Below are 26,855 nucleotides of genomic sequence, written 5' to 3'. Positions count from 1 at the left end.
CGTGCGGTGTCGATCAGGCGAGACTGCGGAAGAACTTCCGGATGTCCTCGGCGAGAAGCTCCGGCTCCTCCATCGCCGGGAAGTGCCCGCCCTCGGTGAACTCGCTCCAATGACCGATGGCGCCGGTCGGATCCATCGTGCGCCGAATCAGCGGATGGGTGTCGAACACGGCCCAGCCGGCCGGTACCCCGGAGGGCATGGCGAAGTCGAGCTCGGCGTGCTCCGACTCGTAGAAGAACTGCGCGACGGAAGCGCCACTGCGAGTGAACCAGTACAGGCTCACGTTCGTCAGGAGCTGGTCGCGGTCTACCTCCGGTGCCAGGAACCCCTCATCGGTCCTCCGCTTGAACTTCTCGACGATCCACGCGAGCTGACCGACGGGCGAGTCCGTGAGCGCCGGTCCGATCGTGTCCGGTCGATGGTTGTGCATGCCGATGTAGCCGCGCTCTGCCGCACTCGCGACGTGTGCGGCCTCGAGCTGGGCGAGCTCTTCCTCTGACAGGCCATCGGGGGCGGGGAACATGTTGCCGACCAGCCCGAGCCATACGCGGTCGCTGCCGAAGTGGGTGCCGATGACGCGGTCGGGGTGGATCCCTGCAAGTCGTCCGGTGATGCCCGTGCCGACGTCGGTGCCGTGGGTCGCGAACCGGTCGTAGCCGAAGCGTGTCATGATCTCGGCGTAGGCTTCCGCCGTCCGTGCGAGGTCCCACCCGGTACCGGACAGCGGGTTCGAGAAGCCCAGGCCGGGCAACGACGGGATGACCACGTGGAACTCGTCGGTCAGCAACGGGATCAGTCGTAGGTACTCGACGAACGACGCCGGCCAACTGTCGCTGAGGAGCAGCGGCGTGGCCTGTGGGTTCGTCGACCGCGCGTGGAGCACGTGGAACGTCTGGCCTTCGATGACCGTGGTGAACTGCTCGTGCATGTTGAGGGTCGCCTCCTGCGCCCGCCAGTCGAAGCCGTCGCGCCAGTACTCGGCGAGCTCCTTCAGATACGGAAGCGGGGTGCCCCGACGGAAGTCGGCGCGATCGTCTCGACCGGGCACGGCAAGCGGCCACTGTGTACGGGTCAGGCGATCGTGAAGATCATCGACGGCGCTGTGCGGGATGTCGATGCGGAAAGGGGTGAGAGAGGTGTTCTGGGTCATGCTGTTCACGCTCTCAGGCAATGCGGAAGACCAGCTTCCGCATTTGCTGAGAGGATCAGACATGCTCGAGACCTCGGCCCGTCTGCTGGAACTGCTGTCGTTGCTTCAGCTCAGACGGGACTGGACGAGTTCCGCACTCGCCGACCGACTGGGTGTGAGCACGAGGACCGTGCGCGCCGACATCGGCAAGCTCCGCTCGCTCGGCTATCCCGTGGACGCGCGACCCGGTGTCGCCGGCGGGTACCGGCTGGCCGCGGGGGCGGCGATGCCTCCACTGCTGCTCGACGATGACGAAGCCGTCGCCGTCGCGGTCGGGCTGGGGGCGGCGGCGACCTGGCGGCTCGGCGTCGAAGAGACCTCTCTCACCGCCCTCGCCAAGCTGGAACAGGTGATGCCCGCCCGCCTCCGCCGCCGTGTCGACGCGATCCGGAAGGCGACCAGCGTGGTTCCCGGGGCCGAACCCCCACTCGATCTCGCAGCACTCAGCACGGTCGCCGCGGCGATCCGCGGTCACGAACGGCTCCGCTTCGGCTACACGAAGCCGGGCGGCAGAGAAGAGCCGCGGCATACCGAACCGCAGCGGCTGGTGAGTTGGGGCCGGTCTGGTACCTGCTCGCGTGGGACCTCGATCGAGACGACTGGCGCATCTTCCGCGTTGATCGCATGGTTCCGCGGGCGCCGACCGGGGTGCGCTTCCGACCCCGCGCGATCCCGGAGGGCGATGTCGTCGAGTACGTCGTGCGTCGTGTCACGGAGACCTCCACTTCGTGAGGCTCAGGCGGGAGCACTGGGCAGTCGGAAGGTCGTCCGCGGGATGTCGTCGACGAAGCGGTGCGCCAGCGCGAAGGCCTGCTCCTCGGTGAGGCGGTGCTCTGCGACGAGAGTGGACAGGTAGCCCGCATCGAGCCGCCGGGACATGTCATGGCGCGCGGGAATGGAGCAGAAGGCCCGGGTGTCGTCGACGAACCCGCTGGTCTTCGTGAAACCGGCGCTGTCCGTCACGGATCGGCGGTAGCGGGAGATGGCGTCGGGGGTGTCGAGGAACCACCACGGTGCACCGGCGTACACAGACGGGTAGAAGCCGGCGAGCGGTCCGATCTCTCGACTGAACGCGGTCTCGTCGACCGTGAACAGCACCATCCGGAACGTCTCGTCGGTGCCGAAGTCGTTGAGGATCGGGGTGAGCGGACGCGTGAAGGCGGCGACGTCGGGCAGGTCGTGTCCGCTGTCCGGGCCGAAGCGCGCGAGCGTGTCTCGGTGGTGGTTGCGGATCACGCCCGGGTGCAGCTGCATCACGAGTCCGTCCTCAGACGACATCTCGGCGAGTCGGTAGAGCATGTTGCGACGGTAGGCCGTCGCTTCTTCCGCGGTGACGTCCCCTCGGAGCCCGGCGGCGTGGAGGCGCTCTGCGTCGGCATGCGTCAGCGGCTGCGACCCGGCGTCGAGCACACCGGTGTCGGTGGCCGTGCCGCCCGCCGCCCGGAATGCGGTCCGTCGGCGGCGCAGGGCGTCGAGCAGCCCGGCGTAGCTCGCGGCATCGGTGCCGGCAGCTTCCGACAGCTCCGAGAGTGCAGCCGACCATCCCTCGGCCGACGGATCCATGTAGCGGTCGGCGCGAAACGTCGGAAGCACGTGCCCGCGGAAGGACGGATCGTCGCGCAGTCGTGCATGCGCGGCGAGGTCGTCGGCGGGGTCGTCGGTCGTCGCGAGCACCTCGATGCGGAAGCGCTCGAACAGCGCCCGTGGGTGGAATGCGGGGATTCGCAGTTGCGCGTCGATGTGTGCGTACAGCTCATCGGCATTGCCCGCGCTCGGCTGCTCGGTCACCCCGAACACCTCGGACAGCGACGACTCGAACCAGTAGCGCACCGGCGTTCCGAGGAAGACGTCCCAGTTCGCGCAGAACGCCCGCCACACCTCCTGCGGATCGGCGGGTGCGGCTCCGCGACCCAGCGCGCCGAGGGGCACACCGACGGCGTGGAGCAGGCGCAGCACATAGTGGTCGGGCGTGATCAGCAGCGTCGCGGGATCGGGGAAGGGCTGGTCGTCGGCGAGCAGCGCGGCGTCGACATGCCCGTGCGGCGACAGGATCGGCGCCGCGGCGACGGTGTCGTACAGCCGGCGGGCGAGCTCGCGCACGCCGGGATCGGCGGGGAGGAGTCGGTCGGCGTGCGGGCTGAGCGCAGTGTTCATGAGTCTCCTCCAGGGGTGCGGCGGGGTGCGGAGCCGGTCGACTCCCGCACGGTCAGGTGGGTGGGCAGTGCGGCGATGTGCCGTCGGTTGAGCGCGCCCGCTCCGATGCGCTCGCTCTGCAGGCGGTCGAGCAGCATCGACACGGACAGGCGTGCGGCCTGCTCGATCGGAGCGGTGAGGGTCGTGAGTGGCGGGTTGCAGAAGTCGGCGCCGAAGATGTCGTCGCAGCCGACGATGCTCATGTCCTCCGGAACGCGCACGCCGCGTTCCTTGAGCCGGATCAGCATGCCGATCGCGAGGAGGTCGTTGAAAGCCACGCAGGCGGTCGCACCGGTGTTCAGTGCGGCATCCGCCGCCGCCGCTCCCGCCTTCGTGCGGGGCTGGTACGGCCCCACCTTCGTGTGCTCGATCCCGAGGCGCTCGCACGCGGCCGCCACGGCCCGCCAGCGGAGATTGCTCGCCCAGCTGGTCGGGGGACCGGCCACGTAGCAGATGCGTCGATGCCCCAGGGAGGCGAGGTGCTCGACGGCCTGGTCGAAGCCGAGCGGCGTGTCGATGAACACCGACGGCACTCCGGGCACGGCACGGTTCAGGGCCACGAGGGGGAGCTCGGTGCTGAGCTCGGCCAGCCGCTCGTCGGACAGGCGGGACGCGGTCAGGATCGCTCCGTCGTAGGAGCTGCGCAGTTCTTCGAGGGTGCTCTCCTCCATCTCGGGGGACTCCTCGGTGTGCACCAGGATCTGCGAGTAGCCCGCCACCCGCAGGGCCTGCTGGGTACCGCGGATGATCCCGAAGTAGAACGGGTTCGTGACGTCGGAGACCAGCACGGCGACCATGCGGGTCGACGGCGTCGATGCCGTGCCGGAGGCGGCGGTGGGCGTGTAGCCGAGGTCCTTCGCGACGCGGATGATGCGGTCGCGGGTGCCGGGGTTGCCACGGCCGGGGACGGCGAGGGCGCGCGACGCCGTGGAGATCGCGACGCCGGCGGCATCGGCCACATCGGCGAGCGTCGGCCGGTGCGAAGGCGGTGTGGGGGACGACATGGGGCAACAGAATCACAAGATGGCAATTACTGGCAATGAATTGCTAACAATTGCCACGCTTGCCTACCTTGGCGAAGACGCAGTCACGTCCACTCACTGTCTCGAAGGAGAGTTCAATGAAGTCTCGACCCCTGATCGCCCTCGGGGCGATGGCCGCAGCAGCGATCGCGTTGACCGCATGCTCGGGATCCACCGCCGGCACGGACGACGGCGACGCCGGTGGCACCGTCGACGGGACCGGCCAGACGCTCACGGTGATGATGGCCGCGAACGGTCTCTACCCCGAGCAGCAGAAGGAGTGGTTCGGGAAGGTCTCCGATGCCTTCGAGGAGAAGACCGGAGCGAAGGTCGAGTTCGAGACCTTCGCGAGCGCCAACGACGAGCTGACGAAGATCCAGACTTCTGTGCTCTCCGGACAGGGTCCCGACGTTTACGGACTCGGCACCACTTTCACCCCGACCGCGTACGCGACGGGCGCCTTCGTGAAACTCACCGAGGCCGACTGGGACAAGGTGGGAGGCCGCGACCGCTTCGTGCCGTCGACCCTGGGCATCTCCGGCCCGAGCGAGAAGGACGAGATCGCCGTCCCGTTCGTGAGTCGTCCGTTCGTGATGGCCTACAACACCGAGCTGCTCGCCGCCGCCGGCATCGACGAGCCGCCCACGACGTGGGACGAGTTGACCGCCGCGGCCGCGAAGATCGAATCCGGAGACGTGCACGGTCTCGCGATCGGATACGCCGACAGCTTCGACCCCTGGAAGTTCGTCTGGGGCATGAGCGTGCAGGCGGGCAATCCGCTGATCGATGTCGAGGCCAAGAAGGCGGAGATCGACGATCCCGCCGTGGCCGCCGCCTACGACACCTACTTCGGCTGGTACCAGGACGGACTCGTCGACCCGGCAGCCATCGGCTGGAAGAACGCCCAGGCCGTCGCCGCCTTCGCCGAGGGCAAGGCCGCCTTCCTTCCGATGACCTCGGCGAACTCGAAGCCCACGTTCGCGGGTTCCCCCGTCGCCGACTCCTACGCCTACGCCCTCCTCCCGACCATCCCGCCGGGGGAGACCGAACTCCCCAAGGGCGGCGAGGAAGCGGCCAGCATCCTCTCGGGAGACAACCTCGTGGTCGCCCAGTACTCCCCGAATCAGGACCTCGCGTTCGCGTTCATCGAGATGCTCACCAGCACCGAGTCGCAGCTCGACTACTTCGACACGTTCGGCGAGCTGCCGACGGGGGTGGAGGCGGCCGCACAGGTCGAGAAGGACAACCCCGATCTGAGCGCCAACGTGCAGGCGGCCTCGCAGTCGGTAGCCACTCCGTTCACGGGCGCCTGGGGTGACACGCAGCTCGCGCTGACCAACGTCGTCGTGCAGTCGCTGCCCGCGTTGCAGGGGGGAACGCTCAGCCAGAGCGACATCGCCGCGGCGATCGCCGAGGCCCAGGCGAGTTCGCAGTCCGCGCTGGACAAGTCCAAGTAACGACGCGAGGACCCGCACATGGCGATCGCGACCGATACGAGTCGGAAACGCACCGACGACACGCCGCCGAGCGAGCGGCCCCGCCCGCTGTGGATGCTGCTCCCCGGCGGGGTGCTGATGACACTGCTGATCCTGGTGCCGCTGCTGCTGGCCTTCTGGATCTCGATGCTCGATCTCGACCAGTACACGATCAGGCAGTGGCTGCAGGCGCCGTTCGTCGGCCTGGGAAACTTCGTCGAGGCGTTCTCCACTTCTCCGCTGCTGCGGGGGATCTGGCTGAGCGTCAGCTACGCACTGATCGTGTCGGTCGCGGCGATCCCCCTCGGCGTCACGGCGGCGCTGGCCACGCAGAACGCCTTCCGCGGCCGTGGGCTGGTGCGCTCGGTGTACCTGATCCCGTACATCCTCCCCGCGTTCGTCGTGGCGACCGTCTTCCGGGCGATGTTCCAGCCCGAGGGCGTGGTGGACGAGGCCTTCGGCGTCTTCGGCGTCGATCCGGGGCTGTGGTTGAACGGACCGCAGAGCTACTGGACCCTGGTGATCACGCAGCTCTGGGTGAGCTGGCCGTTCGTGTATCTGCTGACCCTCGCCGGTCTCCAGGCGGTGGATGCGGAGGTGCACGAGGCGGCGGCGCTCGACGGCGCCGGCTGGGGGATCAAGCTGCGCAAGGTGATCCTGCCGTACCTGCGCGGATCGATCCTGCTGGCCTTCATCCTCACGTTCCTGCACAGCATCAACGCCTTCACGATGCCGTTCGTGCTCTTCGGGATCCCGGCCCCCGTCGACGTCGAGGTCCTGCCGGTCCTCACCTACGTCACGGCGTTCCAGAGCTTCCGGTTCGGGCTCTCCGCGGCGATGGCGGTCGCCTCTCTCGCGATCGTCGCGATCCCCCTGTTCGTCTACCTGCGCGCTGTGCGCCTCGACACCGGAGAGGACGCGAAGCGATGAGCGTCACCACCACGATCGCGCAGGTCAACCCGCGCCGGAGCCGCCCGGGCGGTCACAGCCAGGTCGACCGCCTGCTGCCGCGTCCGCTTCTCGTGGCCGCGAACGTCTTCCTGTGCCTGGTCGTCTTCGGGCCCGTCTCGTACATGCTGTTCGCCTCGATCAACGCCGATGTCGCGGTCGCCGGAGGCGCGTACTGGCCGACCGAGCTGCGTCTCGACAACTACATCAAGGTCTGGCGCAGTGTCGATCTCGCCGGAGGTCTGGCCAACAGCCTGCTGATCTGCGGGGCGGTCGCGGTCGTCTGCGCGGCCGTGGCCGTGTCGATGGCCTGGGTGCTGGTGCGGTTCACCTTCATCGGACGCGTCACGATCCTTCGGGGTCTGCTCGGACTGCAGTCGGTTCCGGGAACCCTCATGCTGCTGCCGGTGTTCGTGATGTTCTCGACGCTGTCGTCGGTGCTGCGCATCCCCACCATCGGCACGCACTGGTCGGTGTTCGTCACCTACCTCACCTTCGCGCTGCCGTTCTCGACCTGGGTGATGGTGACGTACATCCGCGGGCTGCCGCGCGAGCTCGAAGAAGCCGCCCGCATCGACGGCGCCTCCAACTTCCGCGTCCTCACTCGCATCGTGCTGCCGCTGAGCTGGCCCGGGATCGTGGTCTCCGCGATCTTCGCGTTCCTGCAGGGGTGGAACGACGTGCTGTTCGCCTCGGTCATGACCAACCGCGACAGCCGGACCGCCGCGGTGGCCCTGCAGATCTTCGGCGCGACGCAGGAGACGGGGGCGGTGCCGCTGTACGGACAGATGATGGCGGCCTCGCTCATCTGCGCCATCCCCGTCGTCGTGTTGTACCTCGTGTTCCAGCGTTATCTCGTAGGCGGTCTCACCGCAGGAGGAGTGAAATGACCCCGTGGAAGCTCTCAGGATTCGGTGACGAGATCGATCCCGATCCGGCCGTGCAGATCGCCGTGCTCCAGGCGCTCGGCGCGCGGCACATCGAGGTGCGCAGCGCGTGGGGGGTGAACATCGTCGATCTCGATGAGTCTCAGCTGACGCAGCTCGCGGCCGTCGTGCGCGAACGCGGCATGTCGGTCTCGGCGGTCGCCTCGCCGATCGGCAAGGTCGACGTGTCCCTACCGGTGGAGCACGAGGTCGGTCGACTGCAGCGGGCGATCCGTGCCGCCGACGTCCTGGAGACCCCGTATATCCGCATCTTCTCGTTCTTCCGCGACGAGAACCTTTCGGCCGAAGACATCCGCGACGACGTGCTCGTGCGCATGGCGGCGCTGGCGCGCACCGCCGAGGCGGCCGGGGTCACCCTCGTGCACGAGAACGAGAAGGACATCTACGGCGACATCCCCGCACGCGTGCTCGACGTGATCGAGTCGGTCGGTTCGGACCGGCTGCGCATCGCCTGGGACAACGCCAACTTCGTGCAGGTCGGCGTCCGTCCGTTCACCGACGGCTACGCGATGCTGCGACCGCACCTCGAGTATCTGCAGCTGAAGGATGCGCTCGCCGCGACCGGCGAGGTGGTCCCGGTGGGCGAGGGCGACGGCGAGCTGCGCGAGACCCTCACCGCCCTGCGCGACGACGGCTATGCGGGGTTCGCCTCGCTCGAACCGCACCTCGCCGACGTGAACGCCCTCGGCGGGTTCTCCGGCCCCGAGGCCTTCGGCCGCGCCGGTCGGGCCCTGCGCACCCTCACGGACGAGATCGGAGTGACCCTCTCATGACCGACGCAATCCTCGACGTCGCGATCGTCGGATGCGGCATCATCGGCGTCAATCATGCCCGAGCGATCGCGAGCACTCCCGGCCTGCGCATCGTCGCCGTCGTCGACGAGGTGCCGGCGGCGACCGCACGGCTGGCCGACCTCGTCGTCGACGAGCTGGGCGGCGCGCGACCGTCGGCCCACGCCGGGATCGAATCGATCCCCGCCGATGTCGACATGGTCGTGATCTGCACCCCGAGCGGCTCCCATGTCGAGCTCGCCGAACGGGCGGTCGCCCGCGGGATGCACGTCGTGCTGGAGAAGCCCCTCGACGTGTCGATGGAGCGCGGCCGCCGATTAGCGGAGATCGCCAGGGACGCGGAGACGCGCGGCATCCGGATCTCGGTGATCAGCCAGCACCGCTTCGACCCCGGTGCCGTGGCCGTCGCCGACGCCGCCCACTCCGGACGCCTGGGACGGATCACGAGCGCGGTGGCCTCGGTGCCCTGGTGGCGCTCTCAGGAGTACTACGACTCGGGCGCCTGGCGAGGAACCTGGGAGCTCGACGGCGGAGGCGCCGTCATGAACCAGGGCGTGCACACCGTCGATCTGCTGCTGTGGTTCCTCGGCATGCCGGTCGAGGTGTTCGCCCACACCGCGCTGCTCGCGCACGAGCGGGTCGAGGTCGAAGACGTCGCCGTGGTCACGGTGCGCTTCGAATCGGGGGCGCTCGCCGTGCTGCACGCCACGACCGCGGCCTTCCCCGAGCAGCCGGTGCGGCTGGCTGTGCACGGTGCACAGGGGACCGGCATCATCGAGAACGACCAGCTCGCCCGGCTGTGGATCGACGGCGAGCCGACCGACCGCAGCGCCGACTGGGTGCCGGAGGGGCATCGACTCGGCGACGACCGCAACCCGCAGGCATTCGCCGAGGGCCACGCCCGTCAGTACGCCGACATCGTCGAGAGCATCCGCGACGGGCGGGCTTCCCGCGTCGGGGTGCCCGAGGCGCTGCGGGCGCTCGCCGTCGTGCGCGGCATCTACGTCTCGGCGACCACCGGCTCGCCGGTGCGCATCGCCGACCTGATCGACGGCACCGTCGACGACACGAACGTGCGGACAGGAGGCATCGCATGAAGTTCTCCGTGTTCACCGCGGCGACCCCCGACTGGGAGCCCGCGGAAGCGGCCCGCCGCATCGCCGCGATCGGCTACGACGGCATCGAGTGGCGCATCACCGACCAGGACGAGGCGGATCCGCCCGGGTTCTGGGCCGGGAACCGGGCGACCTGGCCGCTCACCGGGCTCGAGGGGTCGGTCGCCGAGATCGCCCGCATCACCCGCGAGGCCGGGCTGGAGTTCAGCGGCATCGGCGGCTACGCGCTCGCGCCCGACCGGGACGACGTGCTGCGGACGCTCTGGGCGACGGCGGACCTCGGTGCGCGTCAGGTGCGCGTGCGCATCCCCTTCAACGACGCCCAGGACTATCGCTCGGTGTTCGCGCAGACCAGGGACGACCTGGAGTGGGCCGCGGAACAGGCGGGGACACTCGGCGTGAAGGTGCTGGTCGAGCTGCACCACCAGACGATCTCGTCGTCGGCGTCGGCCGCCCTCCGGCTGGTCGACGGCATCGATCCGCGCACCATCGGCGTGATCCACGACCTCGGCAATCTCGTGATCGAAGGACAGGAGGACACTCGGGCCGGGCTCCAGCTTCTGGGCGAGTACCTCGCTCACGTGCACGTGAAGAACGCGGTCTGGCAGCGCACCGGGCAGACCGGGCTCGATGGAGATGTGCGCTGGGAGTCGGTGTGGGTGCCGCTGCGCGAGGGCATCGCCAGTGTGCCGGACTACTTCCGTGCTCTCGCCGAGGTCGGGTACGACGGCTGGGTGACGCTGGAGGACTTCTCGACGGATGCTCCGCTGGAAGAGCGACTGGTCGACGACCTCGCCTTCCTCCGCGCGTGCGCCGGTGCCGCGGGCATCGGATCGTGACCGGGCCGGCGCGCACGCAGCATCCTCCGCTCCGTGCCGCTCATCTGGGGATGGGCGCCTTTCACCGCGCCCATCAGGCTTGGTACACCCAGCAGGTGAACGACCGCGCAGGCGCGGACGACGGCTGGGGCATCGCCGCTTTCACCGGACGCACCCCCGAGGCTGCGGAACTGCTGTCACGGAACGACGGCGTCTACACGGTGCTGGAGCGTTCGGCCGAGGGGGATCGGGCGACGACCGTGCAGTCGATCGTGCGCGCGGTCCCCGGAGCGGATGAGGCGTCCTGGCTCGCCGTGCTCGCCGATCCGCAGGTCGCCGTGCTGACCGTCACTGTCACCGAGGCCGGGTACTCCGCCGGTTCCGCGGTGCCCGGACGCATCGCCGACGGCCTCATCGCTCGGGCGGACGCCGACGCAGGACCCCTCGCGGTCGTGAGCTGCGACAACCTGCCGGGGAACGGCCGCGTGCTGCGTGACGCGGTACTCAGGGCCGCCGGCACCGAGGCTGCGCGCATCTCGGACACCGCGTCGTTCGTCGACACCGTGGTCGACCGGATCACGCCGGCCGTCACGGCAGCCGACATCGATGCCGTGCGGAAGCTCACCGGCCTCGACGATCCCTCCACCGTCGTGACCGAGCCGTTCACGGAGTGGATCCTCGCCGGAGAGTTCCCCGGCGGCGCACCGGACTGGGCGCAGGGCGGTGCACGATTCGTGGCCGACGTGGGTCCGTATGAAGAGCGCAAGCTCTACCTGCTCAACGCCGGCCACAGCTTCCTCGCGGCCGCTGGTCGTCTGCGCGGATATGAGACGATCGCCGAGGCGTTCGACGACCGCGACCTCCGTGGCGACACCGAAGCGCTCTGGGCCGCCCAGCGGACCGCGGTCGATCTGCCTGTCGCAGAGCTCGACGGATGGCTCGGCGACCTGCGCGTCCGCTTCGCGAACCCGCGCATCGCCCATCGACTCGACCAGATCCGCCGCGACAGCCCGATCAAGGTGGCGCTGCGACTCGTGGCTCCCGTGCGCCGGCGGCGTGAGGACGGCCTCGCCGTCGACGACGCACAGGTGCACGCCCTGGAGACCTGGATCCGCTCGCTCCTCGAACTCGACCCGACCGACACTGCGACGGCCGCCGTCGCGCGCACCATCGGCGCCGTGCCCGAGAGCGATCGCACGCGCACCGTCATCGACCACCTCACTCCCGAAGGGACCCTCGCATGAGCATCGACAAGGCTGAGGTCATCGTCACCAGCCCGGACCGGAACTTCGTCACCCTCAAACTCACGACCGCCGACGGCGTCTCGGGCCTCGGCGACGCGACCCTCAACGGGCGTGAGCTCGCCGTCGTCGCGTACCTCACTGAACACGTCGTGCCGCTGCTGATCGGCGCCGACGAAGACCGCATCGAGGACACCTGGCAGTTCCTCTATCGGAGCGCGTACTGGCGGCGAGGCCCCGTCACGATGGCCGCCGTCGCCGCGGTCGACATGGCACTCTGGGACATCAAGGGCAAGAAGGCGGGGATGCCGGTCTACCAGTTGCTGGGCGGGGCATCGCGTTCCGGCCTGCTCGCCTACGGTCATGCCTCGGGAAAAGAGCTGCCCGAACTCTTCGACTCCGTGCGCGCGCACCTCGACCAGGGGTATCGGGCGATCCGCATCCAGACGGGTGTTCCCGGGCTCAAGGCCATCTACGGCATCGCCTCGCAGGCCGCAGACGCCGGGGGCGGCGAAGCCCGGTACGACCACGAGCCGGCCCGGCGGGGTGCGAAGCCGGTCGAGGAGGATTGGGACACCCGCGCCTATCTGAACCACCTGCCGGGCGTCTTCGAGGCGGTGCGCAACGAGTTCGGCCCCGACATCCCCCTGCTGCACGACGGCCACCACCGGATGACGCCCATCCAGGCGGCGAAGCTCGGCAAGGCACTCGAACCGTACGACCTCTTCTGGCTCGAGGACTGCACCCCCGCCGAGAACCAGGAGGCGCTGCGGCTCGTGCGTCAGCACACGACGACACCCCTCGCGATCGGCGAGATCTTCAACACCGTCTGGGACTTCAAGGACATCATCCGCGATCAGCTCATCGACTACGTGCGCGGCGCCGTGACGCACATGGGCGGCATCAGCCCGCTGAAGAAGACGCTCGACTACGCGGCGATGTATCAGATCAAGTCCGGCATGCACGGGCCCACCGACATCTCGCCGGTCGGCATGGCGGCGGCGATGCACCTCGGCCTCGCCATCCACAACTTCGGCATCCAGGAGTACATGCAGCACGGCTCGCGCACCGACCAGGTTTTCCGGCAGTCCTTCACCTGGCGCGAAGGCCTGCTGCACCCCGGCGACGAGCCAGGTCTGGGCGTCGAGCTCGATGTCGACGAGGCGGGGAAGTACCCGTATGAGCGGGCCTATCTGCCGTACAACCGTCTGGCGGATGGAACGGTGCACGACTGGTGACCACCGCGCGTCGGCCGACCGTCGTCATGGGGGTGTCCGGGGTGGGCAAGACCACGGTGGGGCGGGAACTCGCGCGCCGGATGGGTGTCGCGTTCATCGATGCGGATGATCTGCACGGGCCGGAGAACATCGCGAAGATGGCAGCCGGTGCTCCGCTCGACGACGACGACCGATGGCCGTGGCTCGACCGGGTGGGGGCGGCGCTCGCCGCAGATCCGGCGGTCGTCGTCGCCTGCTCGGCCCTGAAGCGCAGCTGCCGTGACCGGCTGCGCGCCTCGGCCCCGACCGTCTTCTTCGTGCACCTCGACGCGCCCCGAGAACGGGTGGTCGCGCAGACCACCGCGCGCCGGGACCACTTCATGCCGCCGGCGCTGCTGGCGTCGCAGCTGCAGGCGCTGGAGCCCCTCGGGCCGGACGAGCAGGGGATCGCGGTGACCGTGGATGCCGCGCCCGAAGAGCTCGTGGAACGCATCTGCCAGGCCCCCGTCTGACCGCACCCGCCTCAGGGGATCGGCACCGCCCGGTCCGCTCCGAGGCGCTTCATGACCATGGTCGAGGTGAGCCGCTGCACGCCCGGCAGGGCCCCGAGGGTGTTGTCGTAGAGCTCCTGATACGCACTCATGTCGCGGGTGAGGATGCGCAGCATGTAGTCGGGGTCGCCGAACAGGCGCTGGGCCTCGACCACCGCGGGGATCGCCACGACCGCCTCCTCGAACGCCACGATCGTGTCCTTGTCGGTGCGTCCGATCGTCACGAACACGATGGCCTCGAACGTGAGGCCGACGGCTGCGGGCGCGACGACCGCGCGGTATCGCTCGATCGCTCCGGACTGCTCCAGTTCCTTGAGTCGGCGATGGCACGCGGACAGGCTCAACCCGACCTGGGAGGCGAGGTGCGTCGCACTCATCCGTCCGTCATCCTGCAGCAGGGAGAGGATCTCCCGGTCAAGTGCGTCCATGGTGACAATTCTTGCAGGTGAAGGGCGCGATCACCCGAAGAATCGGAGCACCTTTCGCGTGATCCTTCGTAGTCTCTTCCTCGGATTGAGGAGGACCGATGGATATCGCTCTGGTCATGCAGTTCTGGGTGGTCGCCGTGATGCTGGCGCTGACCCCCGGAGCGGACTGGGCGTATGCGATCTCCGCCGGCCTGCGCGCCCGCTCGATCGCGCCTTCCATCCTCGGGATGATCGCCGGGTACACCGTCGTGATCGTCGCCGTCGCGCTCGGTCTCGGAGCGCTGGTCACCGCGTATCCGGTAACCCTCACGACCCTGACCGTGATCGGCGCGCTCTATCTGATCTTCCTCGGTGCGACGTCGCTGGCCACACGCCCTGCGCCGATCGCGGAGAGCGGCGAACCGGTCGCCACCGGGGGGTGGGGGCAGTTCCTGCGGGGATCCGGTGTGAGCGGGATCAACCCGAAGGGGCTCCTGCTGCTGCTCGCCCTGTTGCCGCAGTTCACGAGCCCGCACGGCTGGCCGTCGACGACACAGATGCTCGCCCTCGGCGGCTTGCACCTGTTCAACATCGCGATCGTCTACACGACAGTGGGGCTGCTCGCCCGTCGTCTCCTGCGCACCCGGCCGCGTGCGAGCTCTGTGGTCACCCGGATCGCGGGCATCGCCATGACCGTCATCGGCGTCGGCATCCTCGCGGAGCAGGTGATCGAGTGGCTGTGAGCGCCTACGTCTCTCTCCCGTCGATGCCGTCTTTTCTCCGGTCGATACCGTCTGCGATCTCGACCTGCCGCAGTAGCGTCGGAGGGAGGGCGGCGATCGGCGGGAGAAGAGGGGCTTCATGACTTCCAATGGACGGACGAACGCGGCTCTGCAATTGCTGCTGCCGGCGTTCCTGCTCGGGGCGATCATCGCGATCTCCTTCCTCGAAGCCCCGTTGAAGTTCCTCGCGCCCGGCGTCACGATCCCGATCGGTCTCGGCATCGGTCGACTCGTCTTCGCCGCGCTGAACGTGCTCGCGGGTGTCGTCCTGGTCGTGCTCACAGCCGTGAGTGCCCGGGCGAAGGCCGGACGCACGACCCTGGTGATCCTCGGTGTGATCTGGCTGGTGTTCCTTCTCGAGATCGCCGTCATCCGCCCGGTGCTCAACCGGCGCAGCGATCTGGTGATCGCCGGGGCCGAGGCGCCGGGCACGAATTGGGCGCACTATGCGTACATCGCCGCCGACGTGGCGATCATCGGGCTCCTCGTCGCATTGGTCGTCGTCACCGTGCGGCGGGTCCTGCCGGCGGAAGCGCGATAGTCGACCGCTCCGCACCTCTTCCGAAAGCCCACGCATTCCGATCTATCGGCATACAGATTCCCTGAACGCGGCCACCTCCATCACGGCAGTGAAATGTTGAATGTTGCCGGCCGGATCCTGGCCGGACATCAACCGGAGGAACACCATGAAACTGAAGAACCGAATCGCCGCTACCGGCATCACCATCGCCCTGGCCGCGGGTGTCGCGCTCATCGGCGCACCGGCCGCCAACGCTGCCGAAGCCCAGGTCGACAACTACGGAGCCGTGAACTACCCCTTCGCGCCGAGCGATGACACGAGCGTCGGCCAGGCGGGAATCGGCTGGGTGCGACTTGCCGACGGCACGCTGGGCCAGGAGTCCGAGCAGACCTTCGGATCGGCCGCGAAGGTCACTCTCGACGACAACGTCGATGTGGTCCAGGCCGGAGAGAAGGTGCGCATCACGGTCACCGCGACCAACCGCTCCAGCTTCACTCGCCTGATCTCCACGGCGATCCCGACGGCCTACGGTCTGACCGTGACCGGTGCCGAATCGTCCCTCGGCGAGCCGATCGTCAGCAGCAGCCATGTCTTCGCCTCCTTCGGCGAGCTGGAGCCGGGCGAGACCGGCACGGCGGTCATCACGGCCGAGGTCGGTGACGTCGCCCCCGGAACCACTCTGCAGACCCGCGCCTACGTCTATCAGGACCTCTCGGGTCCGATGTCGCAGATCAGCGACACGAACACCGTCATCGGCTGAATCGGCCGCTGACACGTGCGGTGGGTTCTTCGGAATCCACCGCATTTCGCTGTTCGGTCAGGGGCGGACGCGGACCGTGCGTCCCTCGAAGGTCACCAGGTCGCCGTCGCGCAGCTGGCGCCCGCGTCGGCGATCGACCTCGCCGTTCACGGTGACGTATCCGTCGATGATCACCTCTTTGGCGTCGCCGCCCGAATCGAGGAGGCCGGCGAATTTGAGGAACTGCCCGAGGCGGATCACCTCACCGCCGATGGAGATGTCGTCGATCGGTGCGGAGTTCGTCATCCTTGAATGCTAATCGGCTTCGACCAAGTCCGGATGCGACGATGCCGCCGCTCGGGCGGGGCGGCGGCATCATCTCGAGTCGGGCGCATCGGGTTCGCCCGACAGGCCGCAGGGGGCTGCTCCTCGAACGACTCGGTCCCCCCTCGAACAGCTCAGTCGGTGTCGGTTCCGACGACCGCGAAGTCGACGCCGAAGTCGATGTCGATCGAACGGTTGTCCGACGTGAGGACGGAGGCGTCGTAGGGGCTCACGTCGTCGCCGTCGACATCGAGGTCGGTGATCATGCCTTCGGCCTCGGCGAGTGCCGCCGAGACGAGGGCGCGGATCGTCTCGTCGTCGAGCGTGAGCGCGGGGCCGGTGTCATCGCCGTCGGCCACATCGGTCGAGATGACGGATGCGGCGAGGTCCTTGTCGACACGGACCTCGGTCTCATCGCCCGCGGTCGTCGTGAGCTGCACCTCCCATGTGCCGTCGCGCTTCGCATCGATCGAGGTGACCTCGCCGTCGGCGGCTCCGCGTGCGGCATCCGCGATCGTGATGAGTTCGTCGGCGGATGCCGTGCCGATGCCTGTCACCGGGCCGCGGCCGTTCGAGGGGGCGTCGCCGCGGTCGTCGCCGCGGTTGCCCTCACGCGGGGCGTGCTCATCCGCGTCGTCGTGGCGGGGACCGTCGGCCATGGAGGAGCGGTCGTCGTCGCCGAACTCGTCGCCGATCGCGGCACCGACGGCGATGCCGCCACCTGCGAGGACCACGGCTGCCGCGATGCCCCCGCCGATCAGGAGTGCGCGCTTGCGTCCGGGCTTCGGCGCGGGAGCCGCGGGAGCGGGCTCGGCGGTGGGGAACGTCGGGTGCTGCCCGGAACCTGCTGCCGGGGCTGCCGCATCCGGGGCCGGGGTCACCGGTACGGTCTGCGCATCCGGGGTGCCCTGTGCGGTCTGGTCGGAAGCTGGCGTCTGGTCGGGAGTGGGTGTCTTGTCGTCCATGTCTCGATGGTGCCGCGCAGGCGCTGAAGCCATCCTGAAGCGTCCTGAAGACCTCTTCAGGAACCGGACTTCCGGCCGGTCAGGTGCTGAGGGGGAGGGTGAGGACGAAGCGTGCGCCGCCCCAGCGGGAGTCGTCGACCGTGAGGGTTCCCCGACTGCGGGTGGCGATGCCGCGGGCGATCGCGAGCCCCAGTCCGCTGCCTCCGGCGTCGCGGCTGCGGGCTTCGTCGAGGCGCACGAAGCGCTCGAAGATGCGCTCGCGTTCCTCGGCCGGCACCCCGGTGCCGTCGTCCTCGACCGTGACGAACACGTGGCCGTCGGACGGGATCACCCCGATCGCGATGCGTCCTCGGCTGTGGCGCACGGCATTGTCTGCAAGGTTGCGCACCAGTTGGCCGAGCAGGCGCGGGTCTGCGTGCACCCTTGCGGCTTGGACGCCGGAACCGTCGACGTCGAGCCCGGCCGCACGCAGCCGGCGCACCTCGCTGAGCGCGATGTCGTCGAGGTCGACCGCTTCGTCCAGCGTGCTCGCGCCTTCGTCGAGACGGGCGAGCAGCAGCAGCGATTCGACGATCCCCTGCAGACGCAGCCCTTCCTCCGACACGACCTCGGCGAGTTCGCCGATGCTCGTCACGTCGGGGTGGGCCTGGGCGAGCTCGGCGTGTTGACGGATGGTCGCGAGCGGCGATCGCAGTTCGTGCGAGGCATCCGAGACGAAGCGCCGTTGCGCGGTGGCCGCGGCGTCGAGTCGGTCGAGCATGCCGTTCATGGTGGTCGCGAGTGCGGCGATCTCATCCGCGGTCTCCGGCACCGGCACCCGCTGGTGCAGGCGCTCGGCGGTGATGCCGTCGACCTCTTCGCGGATGCGCTCGACAGGGCGGAGCGCGCGACCGACCACGAGCCAGGTGGTCACGGCCACGAGGAGCAGCAGCAGGGGGACCGCGACGGCGAGCAGCGTCGCGACCGTCGCCAGGGTCTCGGCATCGTCATCCATCGAGACGGCGAGCACGAGCGTCTGATCGCCGTCGATGTCTTCCGAGACCACCACGACGGTGTCGCCGTCGACGGTGGTCGTCTGCGGGTCGTCATCGGCGGGGAGCGGCGTCGAACCCAGCTTGTCGCGAGCCTCCTCGCTCGCCGCGCGTACCGACCCGTCCGGACCGAGGATCTGCAGGATCTCGTCGTCGAGCGCGTCCACGCCCTTGCCACCCGGCCCACCGGCACGTTCGGCGAGCTCGCTGAGCCGCTGCTCCGCGGCGCGTTCGGTGCTGTCGTGGATGCTGGCGCTGAGGACGCCGTAGAACGAGAAGGCGCCGATGAGCAGTGCGACGGCCACGACGACGGTCGCTCCGAGCGTGGTCCTGCCGCGCACCGAGCGCCAGCCGCGGCTAGCCACCGTTCGCCGCCAGCCGGTAGCCCGCACCGCGGATGGTCTCGATGGCCTCGCGTCCGAAGGGCTTGTCGAGCTTGCGGCGCAGGTGTCCGACGTAGACCTCGACGATGTTGGGGTCGCCGTCGAAGTCGTCGTCCCAGACGCCGTCGATGAGAGCCCGCTTCGACAGCACCTGGCCGCGATGACGCATGAGGTACTCGAGCACCGAGAACTCCCGTGCGGTCAGGGTCACGGGCGTCTCCCCGCGCCAGACGCGGTGCGCGGCGGGGTCGAGTCGGAGATCGCCGGCTTCCAGAACGGCCGGACGGGCGACGGCACCGCGGCGCACGAGGGCCCGCAGGCGTGCGACGAGGATCGCGAACGAGAACGGCTTGGTGACGTAGTCGTCGGCGCCGGTCTCGAGCGCCTCCACCTGATCCCACTCGCCGTCCTTCGCCGTGAGCATCAGCACGGGCGTCCAGTTCTCCTCGGCCCGAAGCGCCTCGCACACCTTCCAGCCGCTCATGCCGGGCATCATGAGGTCGAGCACGATCGCGTCGTACCGCGTCTCGCGTGCGCGCCAGAGTCCGTCGACGCCGTTGTGCGCCACGTCGACGGCGAAGCCCTCGGCCTCGAGGCCGCGGCGTACGCCCTCGGCGAGACGCACCTCGTCGTCCACCACCAGGATCCGCATCCCTCCAGTGTGGTGGCTCCACGCTGAATCCGGGCTGAAGCGGTCGCCTCGCCATACTCCGACTCGAAGAAGTCAGTCGGCGAGAGCAGCCTGGATCTCACGGATCACTTCGCCGAGGGTGCCGGAGTCGAGCAGCCCGGGGCCGAGCGGGCCGGCGGAGTCGGTGCCGAGGGGCGGCAGGCGTCGGAGTGCGGTGGCGGCGTCGACGGAGAGCATGCGGAGCTGCCATCGCACCTCTTCGACACGTGCTCCGCGAGCATTCGGGTGGGCCAGCTCGACGGCATTCGCGGCGTAGGCGGCTGCTCCGAGCGCGTGCGCGCCCATGTGTGCGACTCCTGCGGCCTGGGCTGCCGAGCGGGCCGCGGCGACTCCGGCGGGCGATGTGGCGCTGTGGGCAGCCCGGCCGGCGACGAAACGTCGACGGATCTCGCCCGCAGCCGCGAGCTCGCCCCGCGCGAACGCCCGTGCCCTGGCGATGGCGTCCCGGGCCCGAGCGTCGTCGGGCGCCTCGGCCTCGAACAAGGGCAGCACCCGCTCTGCGCAGTCAGCGGCCCACACCGCGACGGTGCGGCGGTCCGCGTCGGTCATGCCCTGTGGGGTCGTCATGCTCACCTCGCTCGGCGTTCGATGCGTGATCGTGCGGCCTCGTGCGCCTCGCGAAGAAGGGTGAGCACCGCATCCGCCGTCCGTTCCGCAGGGTTGATCACGCACACCCAACCGGACATGCCGTAGAGCGGATGCCGGTGGAACACGTCGGCCTCGGTCGGATCGGCGTCAGCATCCACGATCGACTCGGTCTGTGCGCGCCCGACGTGGATGTTCACCCGGAAGCGTCCCGGAGCGTCCAAGGCGGACGAGGTGTCGTCCGGGTAGTCCTTCGTGATGATCGTCCCGTACGGCTGGGTGCGCTCCGGCATCCGCCCATCGGGTGCGTAGTAGAGGTAGGCGTCTCCCCATGACAGCTCCGGAAAGTCGCTGCCTGCTTCGGGCTCGACGATCAGGACACCGTCGAGCCCGCGGACCGTCTCGATGATCTTCTGCATTTCCATCCTTCAATGGTGAGGTGGAAGTGCTTATGTGGACTTCTGTCCGTAAGCGAAGGGGGAGAAGGTGCAGAACCCTCAAGAGGCGACATTCACGACGGTGCAGCTCGGACGGTTGGTCGGCTACTCGACCCAGCAGGTGCGCGATCTCGAGCGCCTCGGCGTCATCCCCGCGGCAGAGCGCGGTGCGAACGGGTATCGCCGGTATCGGATGCCGCATGTCACGGCCCTGCAGGCGTACCGCGCGATGGCGGCCGCGCTCGGCCCGGTGCCCGCCCGCCGGCTCATGCCGGACCTGATCGAGGGGACGCTCGAGCGAGCCGCCGAGCGGATCGACGATCTGCACGCGAACCTCTCCCGTGAGCGTTCTCGGGTGCGGGAGGCGCTGAGCGGACTCGATGTCGCCGTGGCCGAGGCCGACGACGTGTTCGCCGAGGAGGACGCGATGACGATCGGCGAACTCGCCCAGGCGCTGGGCATCCGTCCGTCGGCCTTGCGTCACTGGGAGCGCGAGGAGCTCGTGCATCCGCTGCGGGGTGCGGCGTCGACCCGTTCCTACGGTTCCGCCGCGATCACCGAGGCGCGGGTGGCAGCGGCTCTCCGCTCCGGCGGCTACGGCATTCCGGCGATCGCCCGCATCCTCGACGAGGTGCGCACGCACGGTCGCACCTCCGAAGTTCAGCGGATCCTCACGGAGAGGCTGGCCGACCTCACGCGCCGTAGCGTCGCCCTGCTCGGTACCGCGGGGCACCTGCACGACCTGCTCGCCGACCGTCTCCCCGGGGCGGGATCGTCGGTCACTCCCGAGCGCTGATCAGTGCGGCGAGCCGCTCGACGATCGGATTCGCGTCGAGCGGATCGGTGATGATCGCGGTGATCGCCTCGAACGGGAGGACAGGAAAGCGAGCGGCGGCACCGACCTTCTCTTCGCTGGCCAGCACCACGGTCTCCGTGCACCGCGAAGCGAGTGCCCGCTTCGTCACCGCGTCGTCGAGCTCACCCGTCGTGAGACCGTGCACGGGATCGACGCCGGTCACGCCGAGGAAGAACACATCGGCGGCGAGGTGCTGGATGGCCTCCATCGCGAGTCCTCCGCCGGTGACCAGGGAGTGCCGGGTGAGCTCCCCGCCGATCATGACCACACGGGCGTCGGAGTGTTCGGCCACGGAGAGCGCGACGACGGGACTCGGGGTGATGACCGTGATGCCGGCGCCGGAGGGGAGCAGCCGAGCCATCGCGAGGGTCGTGGTCCCGGCGTCCAGCACGATCGTCGCTCCGGGACGGATGCGCGCGACGGCCGCACGTGCCACCCGCTCCTTGCTCTCGGTCGCGAGGCCGTGCCGGTCGCGCACCGGTCGTTCGGGCTCGGGGATCGGCAGGGCGCCGCCGTACACCCGCTGGAGCTTCCCCTCCTCGGCGAGTTCGCGGAGATCTCGGCGGATGGCGTCTTCCGACACTCCGAGCTCGTCGGCCACCGCTTTCGCGACGACGCGTCCGTCGCGGGCGAGAAGGTCGAGCAGGTGGTCCTTGCGTTGCGCAGCGAGCATTTGTTTCCTCACGAAGTTGCACGATTGTGCATGATTCAGACTACAGTCATCTCCATGACGAAGCCACTCCTGATCCTCATCGCCGGCCCCTATCGCTCCGGGACGAACGGCGACCCCGACCTCATCGCCCGGAACCTCGCGCGCCTGGAGGAGGTCTCGGGCCCGATCTTCCGCCTCGGCCACGTGCCGATGATCGGGGAGTGGGTCGCGCTGCCGATCCTGCGCACGCTCGAGCCGGCCGACTCCGATGCCGATGCCGGTGCCGGTGACGTCATGTACGAGACCGCGCACCGCCTGCTGCAGCACTGCGACGCCGTGCTGCGCCTGCCGGGGGAGTCGTCCGGCGCCGACAAGGACGTCGAGATCGCGCAGCAGCGCGGGCTGCCGGTCTACCGCTCCCTCGAGGAGATCCCCCGGCGGTGATTCCGTAGGCTGGAGGTATGACCAAGAACCTCTGGACCATCCTCGGCGTCGTCCTCGCCGTCGTGATCGCGTGGTGGATCGTGAGCGCCCTGTTCTCGGTCCTCGCGTTCATCTTCAAGCTCGCGATCGTCGCGGTCGTGGCCGTGGTGGTCTTCCTCGTCCTGCGTGGGATCTTCGCCCGCAGCGACGACTGACCCACGGCCGTCGAATCGCGCACCTGGTCGCCGATTCGCCGCGGAAGCGACCACGTGCGCGATTCGAGAGCGGCTACGCCTTGGCGAACGCGCCGACCCGGTACTTCGCGGCGCGGTGCGTGTCCTGCACGCGGTCGCCACGGCCGTGGAGCTTGTTGCGGAGCGTCCCGGGTGCGTATTCCTCGGGGTAGGCGCCGCGCTCGCGCAGCACCGGGATCACGTGCTCGATGATGTCCTGCCAGGTGCCGGGGGTGACCGCGTAGGCGAGATTGAAGCCGTCGATGTCGGTCTCGTCGACCCAGGACTGCAGCTCGTCGGCGATCTCAGTGCCGGATCCGACGATCGTGGGCCCGAGGCCGCCGATCGCGTTGTGGCGTCCGAAGTCGCCGACCGTCCACTCGCGGCCGAGGTCGGCCTCTTCCTTGAGGTGCTGCAGCACGGACTGGATCGCGTTGGACTCGACGTTGCCGACCGGCTCGTCCTCGGCGTACTGCGACAGGTCGACGCCCATCCACCCCGACATGAACGTGAGCGCGCCCTCGGGGCTCGCGTAGGAGAGGTACTCGGCGTGCTTCGCCGTCGCCTCCTCGCTCGTCGCGGCGGTGATCACGGTGAGAAGCGTGTAGATGCGGGCGTCGTACCGGTCGCGGCCCGCCGCTTCGAGGGCATCGCGGATGCGCTTCACGGTGCCGGCGAGCACCTCCTTCGAGGGCGCGGCGACGAAGATGGCCTCGGCGTTCTCGGCCGCGAACTTCACGCCCCGCGGGCTCGCGCCGGCCTGGTAGATCACCGGCGTGCGCTGCGGCGACGGCTCGGAGATGTGGATGCCGGGAACGCTGAAGTGCTTGCCCTCATGCCCGATCGGGTGCACCTTGCCCGGGTCGGTGAAGATGCCGCGCTCGCGGTCCTCGACCACGGCATCGTCTTCCCACGAGCCCTCCCAGAGCTTATAGAGCACCTCGACGTACTCGTCCGCGTGGTCGTAGCGGTCGTCGTGGGCGAGCTGGTCCTCCTGACCCATGTTGCGCGCGGCGCTGGGCAGATAGCCGGTCACGACGTTCCAGCCGACGCGGCCCTGCGTGAGGTGGTCGAGCGTGCTCAGCCGGCGCGCGAACGGATAGGGGTGCTCGAACGCGGTGCCGGCCGTGATGCCGAAGCCCAGGTTCTCGGTGACGGCCGCCATCGCGCTCACCAGCAGGATCGGGTCGTTCACCGGCACCTGCGCGCCGTTGCGGATCGCGGCCTCGTTCGTGCCGCCGTACACGTCGTAGGTGCCGAGCACGTCGGCGATGAAGATGCCGTCGAAGGTCGCGCTCTCCAGCAGCTTCGCCAGATCGGTCCAGTACGAGATGGTGTTGTACTGCCGTGACCGGTCGTCGGGGTGCCGCCACAGGCCGGACGACTGGTGGGCGACGCAGTTCATGTCGAAGGCGTTGAAGCGGATCTGACGGGTCATGACCCCATGAAAGGCGAAGGGCGCCGGTGAATCCAGGGTCGCCGACACGCGCCGACACATTCGGGTGCGACAGCCTCCGCTCTGGCAGTCGGCACACCCGGCGGGCTCTACCCTTGACTGGTGACCGACGAGACCGCGACAGCCCAGCGTCTGGTGCGGCGCTTCGCCCGCGAGACCAACCTGCTCGTGGCCGGTCGCGACTTCTCCGTCGTGGGAACGGATGCCGTGGCCGACGAGCTGCGTCGACTGCTGCCCGCTTTCGGTGCGCATCTCGGAAGCACCGGCACGGTCGGCCACGGAGTCGTCTTCGCACCGGGTGCGACGCCCGAGATCCTGCTCGACGGCAAGGCTCTCCCGGCGCGTGAGACGGCTCACGACCGTGTCGATGCGGCCGGACGTCACATGCCCGTCGCCACCGATCGCGCGCGACGCCTGCGCGAGGCCGGCACGGTGAAGGGTGTGCGGATCGGCATCGCGATGGTGCTCGAGCCCAAGACCGCCCAGCTCGCCCTGCTGCTGCGGGATGCCGGTGCTGCGGTCGCCGTGTACGCCCACCCCGATGAGATCGACGTCGAGGTCGCCCAGGTGCTGCGCTCCCGCGGCATCCCCGTCGACGGTGATCCTTCGCTCTCCGGTGCTGCGGAGCGCGCTGCCGCGGTGTCGTTCCTGCGCCGCGGCTTCGACCTGCTGCTCGACGACGGCTCGCACCTGATCCGCCTCGCTCATGAAGAGGGTCTCGCAGGGCAGCTGCGGGGTGCGGCGGAGGAGACGACGAGCGGACTCACGCCGCTGCGGCTCATGGAGCGCGAGGGGCTGCTCGAGATCCCCGTGATCGCGGTGAACGACGCCCTGACCAAGACCTCCTTCGACAACCGCTACGGCACCGGCCAGTCGTGCGTGTTCGCGATGGCCGATGCGCTGGACGCCGCAGGCATCGACCTCCGCGACCAGCCTGCCGTCGTCGTCGGCTACGGCCCGGTCGGTGAGGGTGTCGCCGCGCACCTGCGGGCCCTCGGCGTGCAGGTCGGCGTCGCTGAGACCGATCCGGTGCGTGCTCTCCGAGCCGCGCACGACGGCTATCGGATCGGACGACTGCACGACCTCGCCCCGGGAGCGCTCGTCGTCTCGGCCACCGGGGCGCCGCACACGGTCGACGCCGTGGTGCTGCGAGCGGCGGCGATCGTCGCGGTCGCGGGCGGGGTTCCACACGAGGTCGACCTCGACCCTGCGACGCTGCGACCGTTCGCGGGTGCGAGCGGCGCAGCCTCTCCGTTCGTCGATCGCGCCGGCGAAGGTGCGCTCGTGATCGCCCGAGGCGGGTGCGTGAACCTGTCTGCCGGCGAAGGCAACCCGATCGAGATCATGGACCTCTCGTTCTCGGTGCAGCTCTTCGCCGTCGAGCACCTCCTCGCGCACGATCTGCCCGCCGGCGTGCATGCGCTGCCGCACGAGACCGACACCGTCATCGGCACGGCCGCTCTCGCCCTGCGCGGCGCGCACATCGACCAGCGCAGCCCGGCGCAGGTCGAAGCGCAGCGCGAGTGGCGCTCGCCGCGATTCCGAGGAGAATCCGCATGACTGCCGTGACCGTCTACTCCGCAGGGCTCGTCGTGCCGATCACCGCGCCGCCGATCGTCGACGGCGCGGTCGCGGTGCGCGACGGCCGCATCATGCACGTCGGAGAGCGCGAGTGGGTGCTGCGGTCGCTGTCCGAACGAGGCATCGCCGCCGACGAGGTGCACTGGCCCGGCGTCCTGACCCCCGGGCTCGTGAACGCGCACACGCACCTGCAGTACACCGGCATGGCCTCGGTCGGGCGCGGGCAGTACGACGGCTTCGACGACTGGGTGCGCGCTTTCGACCCGGTGTACGAAGGCGGTCGCGACTGGGCGGCGGATGCGGCCGACGGTGCGATGCAGGCGCTGCGTTCCGGCACGACGGCCGTGGCCGATGTCGTGACCGATCGTGCGGCGGCGACCGCGCTGCACGACGCCCGACTGCACGGCATCACCTACTGGGAGGTGATGAGCTGGACCAACGCCGACTGGGCCCGTACCGGGCGTGCGCAGGTGGAGCAGGCGCTCGACGCCCTGCCGACCCCGCCGGGGACGGGCCTTTCACCCCACGCCCCCTACTCGCTCGACATCGAGCCGCTGCTGGAGATCCCCGATATCGTGCGCGAGCGCGGCGGACGCATCCACATCCACCTCGGCGAGGCCGCGTTCGAGAGCGAGTTCGCTCACGAGCATCCGCAGGCGTGGCACACGGCCGGGCTCGCCAGCTTCCAAGAACTGCGCCAGGCCGGATTCGGCACCAGCGCCACCGAGTTCGTCGATCAGCTCGGCGTGCTCGGGCCCGACTGCCATATCGCGCACGGCGTCTACATGAGCGCCAGGGACCGCGCCATCCTGCGGGAGCGTCGCACGACGGTGGCCCTGTGCCCGCGGTCGAACGCCGTCATCGGACTCGAGGAGCCGCCGATCGCCGCGTACCTGCGCGAGGGCAGCCCGATCGCCGTCGGCACCGACTCGCTGTCGTCGAGCCCGTCGCTCGACGTGCTGGCCGACGTGGCGGAGCTCGCGCGCATCGCCCGCTCGCAGGGGTACACCGACCGCGACCTGCACGCGCGGCTGCTCGGCGCCGCGACCCTCGGCGGTGCGCACGCCATGGGGATCGACGTGGGCCCGGACCGCACCGGCTACCTCGCCGTGGGGGCCCTCGCCGATCTCACCTTCTTCGACGTCCCGGCGGGCCCCGATGCGGTGGTCGAACTCGTCGAGCACGGTGCCGGCCGTACCGCTGCCACGATCGTCTCCGGCGAGGTGCGCTACGCGATCGACTCCTTCGACCGTGCAGCGGTCACCCCGTGACCGTTCCGATCG

The 26,855-nt window shown here is 69.4% G+C and carries 29 protein-coding genes and 1 pseudogene; 18 read left to right on the top strand and 12 right to left on the bottom strand.

The annotated features are described in order from the left end of the window. Nucleotides 1-13: 13 nt before the first annotated feature. A complete protein-coding gene (locus MST3598_RS17500) occupies nt 14-1,150 on the bottom strand; it encodes an epoxide hydrolase family protein (protein ID WP_029260732.1) in 1,137 nt (378 codons plus the stop codon). Between MST3598_RS17500 and MST3598_RS18890 the strand changes: the two are divergent. Then, nucleotides 1,110-1,921 (top strand): annotated as a pseudogene (locus MST3598_RS18890) (helix-turn-helix transcriptional regulator). The gene MST3598_RS17500 and the pseudogene MST3598_RS18890 sit on opposite strands and share 41 nt — an antisense overlap. Nucleotides 1,922-1,924: 3 nt before the next feature. On the opposite strand, the gene uxaC reads toward MST3598_RS18890, so the two are convergent. Together uxaC and MST3598_RS17485 are read right to left on the bottom strand one after the other, a co-directional pair. After that, the gene (gene uxaC / locus MST3598_RS17490; protein ID WP_029260731.1) at nt 1,925-3,343 is read right to left on the bottom strand and encodes a glucuronate isomerase; all 1,419 of its coding nucleotides are present in this window, start codon (nt 3,341-3,343) and stop codon (nt 1,925-1,927) included. Continuing rightward, the gene (locus MST3598_RS17485; protein ID WP_021199438.1) at nt 3,340-4,386 is read right to left on the bottom strand and encodes a LacI family DNA-binding transcriptional regulator; all 1,047 of its coding nucleotides are present in this window, start codon (nt 4,384-4,386) and stop codon (nt 3,340-3,342) included. The genes uxaC and MST3598_RS17485 overlap by 4 nt, the downstream gene beginning before the upstream one ends. 116 nt (nt 4,387-4,502) lie before the next feature. Here MST3598_RS17485 and MST3598_RS17480 point away from each other — a divergent pair, with 116 nt between their 5' ends. The 9 genes from MST3598_RS17480 to MST3598_RS17440 are packed head-to-tail and all read left to right on the top strand — an operon-like array spanning nt 4,503 to nt 13,468. After that, nucleotides 4,503-5,861, top strand: coding sequence for an ABC transporter substrate-binding protein (locus MST3598_RS17480; RefSeq protein ID WP_029260730.1), 1,359 nt, complete (start codon nt 4,503-4,505; stop codon nt 5,859-5,861). 18 nt (nt 5,862-5,879) lie between these two features. Further along, complete coding sequence (locus tag MST3598_RS17475; RefSeq protein ID WP_231924894.1) at nt 5,880-6,809, top strand: carbohydrate ABC transporter permease; 930 nt, start codon at nt 5,880-5,882, stop codon at nt 6,807-6,809. Continuing rightward, nucleotides 6,806-7,717 carry a carbohydrate ABC transporter permease gene (locus MST3598_RS17470; RefSeq protein WP_029260728.1) on the top strand — a complete coding sequence of 304 codons (912 nt, stop codon included), beginning with the start codon at nt 6,806-6,808 and terminating at the stop codon, nt 7,715-7,717. The genes MST3598_RS17475 and MST3598_RS17470 overlap by 4 nt, the downstream gene beginning before the upstream one ends. Beyond that, entirely contained in the window at nt 7,714-8,547 is an 834-nt protein-coding gene (locus MST3598_RS17465) for a sugar phosphate isomerase/epimerase family protein (protein ID WP_021199442.1), read from the top strand. Before MST3598_RS17470 ends, MST3598_RS17465 begins: the two co-directional genes overlap by 4 nt. After that, nucleotides 8,544-9,662: a Gfo/Idh/MocA family protein gene (locus MST3598_RS17460; protein WP_029260727.1), complete on the top strand. Its 1,119-nt coding sequence runs from the start codon at nt 8,544-8,546 to the stop codon at nt 9,660-9,662. The genes MST3598_RS17465 and MST3598_RS17460 overlap by 4 nt, the downstream gene beginning before the upstream one ends. Continuing rightward, on the top strand, nt 9,659-10,519 hold the full coding sequence (locus MST3598_RS17455; RefSeq protein ID WP_029260726.1) for a sugar phosphate isomerase/epimerase family protein: 861 nt from the start codon (nt 9,659-9,661) through the stop codon (nt 10,517-10,519). The genes MST3598_RS17460 and MST3598_RS17455 overlap by 4 nt, the downstream gene beginning before the upstream one ends. Continuing rightward, the gene (locus tag MST3598_RS17450; RefSeq protein ID WP_331280353.1) at nt 10,489-11,742 is read left to right on the top strand and encodes a mannitol dehydrogenase family protein; all 1,254 of its coding nucleotides are present in this window, start codon (nt 10,489-10,491) and stop codon (nt 11,740-11,742) included. Before MST3598_RS17455 ends, MST3598_RS17450 begins: the two co-directional genes overlap by 31 nt. Then, a complete protein-coding gene (manD, locus tag MST3598_RS17445) occupies nt 11,739-12,977 on the top strand; it encodes a D-mannonate dehydratase ManD (RefSeq protein ID WP_029260724.1) in 1,239 nt (412 codons plus the stop codon). Before MST3598_RS17450 ends, manD begins: the two co-directional genes overlap by 4 nt. Continuing rightward, nucleotides 12,974-13,468, top strand: coding sequence for a gluconokinase (locus MST3598_RS17440; RefSeq protein ID WP_231494501.1), 495 nt, complete (start codon nt 12,974-12,976; stop codon nt 13,466-13,468). The genes manD and MST3598_RS17440 overlap by 4 nt, the downstream gene beginning before the upstream one ends. 11 nt (nt 13,469-13,479) lie before the next feature. Here MST3598_RS17440 and MST3598_RS17435 read toward each other — a convergent pair whose 3' ends face one another. Then, complete coding sequence (locus MST3598_RS17435) at nt 13,480-13,935, bottom strand: Lrp/AsnC family transcriptional regulator (RefSeq protein WP_021199448.1); 456 nt, start codon at nt 13,933-13,935, stop codon at nt 13,480-13,482. Between the two features lie 98 nt (nt 13,936-14,033). Here MST3598_RS17435 and MST3598_RS17430 point away from each other — a divergent pair, with 98 nt between their 5' ends. The 3 genes from MST3598_RS17430 (at nt 14,034) to MST3598_RS17420 (ending at nt 15,976) form a co-directional block, all read left to right on the top strand. Beyond that, nucleotides 14,034-14,657, top strand: coding sequence for a LysE family translocator (locus tag MST3598_RS17430; protein ID WP_021199449.1), 624 nt, complete (start codon nt 14,034-14,036; stop codon nt 14,655-14,657). A gap of 118 nt (nt 14,658-14,775) precedes the next feature. Further along, a complete protein-coding gene (locus MST3598_RS17425) occupies nt 14,776-15,237 on the top strand; it encodes a hypothetical protein (RefSeq protein ID WP_029260722.1) in 462 nt (153 codons plus the stop codon). A 145-nt stretch (nt 15,238-15,382) separates the two neighbouring features. Beyond that, nucleotides 15,383-15,976 (top strand): hypothetical protein, encoded by a 594-nt coding sequence (locus MST3598_RS17420; protein ID WP_029260721.1) that lies wholly within the window; start codon nt 15,383-15,385, stop codon nt 15,974-15,976. A 57-nt stretch (nt 15,977-16,033) separates the two neighbouring features. Here MST3598_RS17420 and MST3598_RS17415 read toward each other — a convergent pair whose 3' ends face one another. The 6 genes from MST3598_RS17415 to MST3598_RS17390 form a co-directional block, all read right to left on the bottom strand. Continuing rightward, nucleotides 16,034-16,261: an RNA-binding S4 domain-containing protein gene (locus MST3598_RS17415; RefSeq protein WP_021199452.1), complete on the bottom strand. Its 228-nt coding sequence runs from the start codon at nt 16,259-16,261 to the stop codon at nt 16,034-16,036. 152 nt (nt 16,262-16,413) lie between these two features. Beyond that, nucleotides 16,414-17,244: a hypothetical protein gene (locus MST3598_RS17410; RefSeq protein WP_029260720.1), complete on the bottom strand. Its 831-nt coding sequence runs from the start codon at nt 17,242-17,244 to the stop codon at nt 16,414-16,416. A gap of 79 nt (nt 17,245-17,323) precedes the next feature. Further along, a complete protein-coding gene (locus MST3598_RS17405) occupies nt 17,324-18,640 on the bottom strand; it encodes a sensor histidine kinase (RefSeq protein WP_029260719.1) in 1,317 nt (438 codons plus the stop codon). Next, nucleotides 18,633-19,310, bottom strand: a complete 678-nt coding sequence (locus MST3598_RS17400; RefSeq protein WP_021199465.1) for a response regulator transcription factor — start codon at nt 19,308-19,310, stop codon at nt 18,633-18,635. Before MST3598_RS17400 ends, MST3598_RS17405 begins: the two co-directional genes overlap by 8 nt. A 72-nt stretch (nt 19,311-19,382) precedes the next feature. After that, complete coding sequence (locus MST3598_RS17395; RefSeq protein ID WP_029260718.1) at nt 19,383-19,916, bottom strand: putative immunity protein; 534 nt, start codon at nt 19,914-19,916, stop codon at nt 19,383-19,385. A gap of 2 nt (nt 19,917-19,918) precedes the next feature. Continuing rightward, nucleotides 19,919-20,359 (bottom strand): DUF6194 family protein, encoded by a 441-nt coding sequence (locus tag MST3598_RS17390; RefSeq protein ID WP_029260717.1) that lies wholly within the window; start codon nt 20,357-20,359, stop codon nt 19,919-19,921. A gap of 61 nt (nt 20,360-20,420) precedes the next feature. Here MST3598_RS17390 and MST3598_RS17385 point away from each other — a divergent pair, with 61 nt between their 5' ends. Further along, on the top strand, nt 20,421-21,167 hold the full coding sequence (locus MST3598_RS17385) for a MerR family transcriptional regulator (protein WP_081860213.1): 747 nt from the start codon (nt 20,421-20,423) through the stop codon (nt 21,165-21,167). Here MST3598_RS17385 and MST3598_RS17380 read toward each other — a convergent pair. Continuing rightward, nucleotides 21,151-21,900 (bottom strand): DeoR/GlpR family DNA-binding transcription regulator, encoded by a 750-nt coding sequence (locus MST3598_RS17380; RefSeq protein ID WP_029260715.1) that lies wholly within the window; start codon nt 21,898-21,900, stop codon nt 21,151-21,153. The two genes, MST3598_RS17385 and MST3598_RS17380, sit on opposite strands and share 17 nt — an antisense overlap. A gap of 54 nt (nt 21,901-21,954) precedes the next feature. Here MST3598_RS17380 and MST3598_RS17375 point away from each other — a divergent pair, with 54 nt between their 5' ends. Both MST3598_RS17375 and MST3598_RS18585 read left to right on the top strand, forming a co-directional pair. Next, a complete protein-coding gene (locus MST3598_RS17375; RefSeq protein ID WP_029260714.1) occupies nt 21,955-22,323 on the top strand; it encodes a hypothetical protein in 369 nt (122 codons plus the stop codon). Between the two features lie 17 nt (nt 22,324-22,340). Beyond that, nucleotides 22,341-22,517 carry a hypothetical protein gene (locus MST3598_RS18585; protein WP_029260713.1) on the top strand — a complete coding sequence of 59 codons (177 nt, stop codon included), beginning with the start codon at nt 22,341-22,343 and terminating at the stop codon, nt 22,515-22,517. A gap of 73 nt (nt 22,518-22,590) precedes the next feature. Here MST3598_RS18585 and MST3598_RS17370 read toward each other — a convergent pair whose 3' ends face one another. Next, nucleotides 22,591-23,973 (bottom strand): LLM class flavin-dependent oxidoreductase, encoded by a 1,383-nt coding sequence (locus tag MST3598_RS17370; protein WP_029260712.1) that lies wholly within the window; start codon nt 23,971-23,973, stop codon nt 22,591-22,593. 120 nt (nt 23,974-24,093) lie between these two features. On the opposite strand from MST3598_RS17370, the gene MST3598_RS17365 reads away from it, so the two are divergent. Continuing rightward, nucleotides 24,094-25,551 (top strand): adenosylhomocysteinase, encoded by a 1,458-nt coding sequence (locus MST3598_RS17365; RefSeq protein WP_051671238.1) that lies wholly within the window; start codon nt 24,094-24,096, stop codon nt 25,549-25,551. Continuing rightward, nucleotides 25,548-26,843: an amidohydrolase family protein gene (locus tag MST3598_RS17360; RefSeq protein ID WP_029260710.1), complete on the top strand. Its 1,296-nt coding sequence runs from the start codon at nt 25,548-25,550 to the stop codon at nt 26,841-26,843. Before MST3598_RS17365 ends, MST3598_RS17360 begins: the two co-directional genes overlap by 4 nt. Nucleotides 26,844-26,855 lie beyond the last annotated feature (12 nt).

Origin of the sequence: Microbacterium sp. TPU 3598 (assembly GCF_002356155.1) — a bacterium.
GTDB classification, from domain to species: Bacteria; Actinomycetota; Actinomycetes; order Actinomycetales; family Microbacteriaceae; genus Microbacterium; species Microbacterium maritypicum_A.
The sequence above is the reverse complement of the archived record's forward strand: the minus strand, read 5'-3'. Positions and strand labels throughout refer to the sequence as shown.

What these genes read in the sequence shown, in the direction of transcription:
- MST3598_RS17370 (WP_029260712.1), bottom strand. Translation starts at nt 23,973, where the DNA reads ATGACCCGTCAGATCCGCTTCAACGCCTTCGACATGAACTGCGTCGCC.
- MST3598_RS17425 (WP_029260722.1), top strand. Translation starts at nt 14,776, where the DNA reads ATGACTTCCAATGGACGGACGAACGCGGCTCTGCAATTGCTGCTGCCG.
- MST3598_RS17475 (WP_231924894.1), top strand. Translation starts at nt 5,880, where the DNA reads ATGGCGATCGCGACCGATACGAGTCGGAAACGCACCGACGACACGCCG.
- MST3598_RS17500 (WP_029260732.1), bottom strand. Translation starts at nt 1,150, where the DNA reads ATGACCCAGAACACCTCTCTCACCCCTTTCCGCATCGACATCCCGCAC.
- MST3598_RS17480 (WP_029260730.1), top strand. Translation starts at nt 4,503, where the DNA reads ATGAAGTCTCGACCCCTGATCGCCCTCGGGGCGATGGCCGCAGCAGCG.
- MST3598_RS17460 (WP_029260727.1), top strand. Translation starts at nt 8,544, where the DNA reads ATGACCGACGCAATCCTCGACGTCGCGATCGTCGGATGCGGCATCATC.
- MST3598_RS17380 (WP_029260715.1), bottom strand. Translation starts at nt 21,900, where the DNA reads ATGCTCGCTGCGCAACGCAAGGACCACCTGCTCGACCTTCTCGCCCGC.
- MST3598_RS17435 (WP_021199448.1), bottom strand. Translation starts at nt 13,935, where the DNA reads ATGGACGCACTTGACCGGGAGATCCTCTCCCTGCTGCAGGATGACGGA.
- MST3598_RS17420 (WP_029260721.1), top strand. Translation starts at nt 15,383, where the DNA reads ATGAAACTGAAGAACCGAATCGCCGCTACCGGCATCACCATCGCCCTG.
- uxaC (WP_029260731.1), bottom strand. Translation starts at nt 3,343, where the DNA reads ATGAACACTGCGCTCAGCCCGCACGCCGACCGACTCCTCCCCGCCGAT.
- manD (WP_029260724.1), top strand. Translation starts at nt 11,739, where the DNA reads ATGAGCATCGACAAGGCTGAGGTCATCGTCACCAGCCCGGACCGGAAC.
- MST3598_RS17430 (WP_021199449.1), top strand. Translation starts at nt 14,034, where the DNA reads ATGGATATCGCTCTGGTCATGCAGTTCTGGGTGGTCGCCGTGATGCTG.
- MST3598_RS18585 (WP_029260713.1), top strand. Translation starts at nt 22,341, where the DNA reads ATGACCAAGAACCTCTGGACCATCCTCGGCGTCGTCCTCGCCGTCGTG.
- MST3598_RS17465 (WP_021199442.1), top strand. Translation starts at nt 7,714, where the DNA reads ATGACCCCGTGGAAGCTCTCAGGATTCGGTGACGAGATCGATCCCGAT.
- MST3598_RS17415 (WP_021199452.1), bottom strand. Translation starts at nt 16,261, where the DNA reads ATGACGAACTCCGCACCGATCGACGACATCTCCATCGGCGGTGAGGTG.
- MST3598_RS17390 (WP_029260717.1), bottom strand. Translation starts at nt 20,359, where the DNA reads ATGGAAATGCAGAAGATCATCGAGACGGTCCGCGGGCTCGACGGTGTC.
- MST3598_RS17470 (WP_029260728.1), top strand. Translation starts at nt 6,806, where the DNA reads ATGAGCGTCACCACCACGATCGCGCAGGTCAACCCGCGCCGGAGCCGC.
- MST3598_RS17485 (WP_021199438.1), bottom strand. Translation starts at nt 4,386, where the DNA reads ATGTCGTCCCCCACACCGCCTTCGCACCGGCCGACGCTCGCCGATGTG.
- MST3598_RS17395 (WP_029260718.1), bottom strand. Translation starts at nt 19,916, where the DNA reads ATGACGACCCCACAGGGCATGACCGACGCGGACCGCCGCACCGTCGCG.
- MST3598_RS17455 (WP_029260726.1), top strand. Translation starts at nt 9,659, where the DNA reads ATGAAGTTCTCCGTGTTCACCGCGGCGACCCCCGACTGGGAGCCCGCG.
- MST3598_RS17360 (WP_029260710.1), top strand. Translation starts at nt 25,548, where the DNA reads ATGACTGCCGTGACCGTCTACTCCGCAGGGCTCGTCGTGCCGATCACC.
- MST3598_RS17410 (WP_029260720.1), bottom strand. Translation starts at nt 17,244, where the DNA reads ATGGACGACAAGACACCCACTCCCGACCAGACGCCAGCTTCCGACCAG.
- MST3598_RS17375 (WP_029260714.1), top strand. Translation starts at nt 21,955, where the DNA reads ATGACGAAGCCACTCCTGATCCTCATCGCCGGCCCCTATCGCTCCGGG.
- MST3598_RS17400 (WP_021199465.1), bottom strand. Translation starts at nt 19,310, where the DNA reads ATGCGGATCCTGGTGGTGGACGACGAGGTGCGTCTCGCCGAGGGCGTA.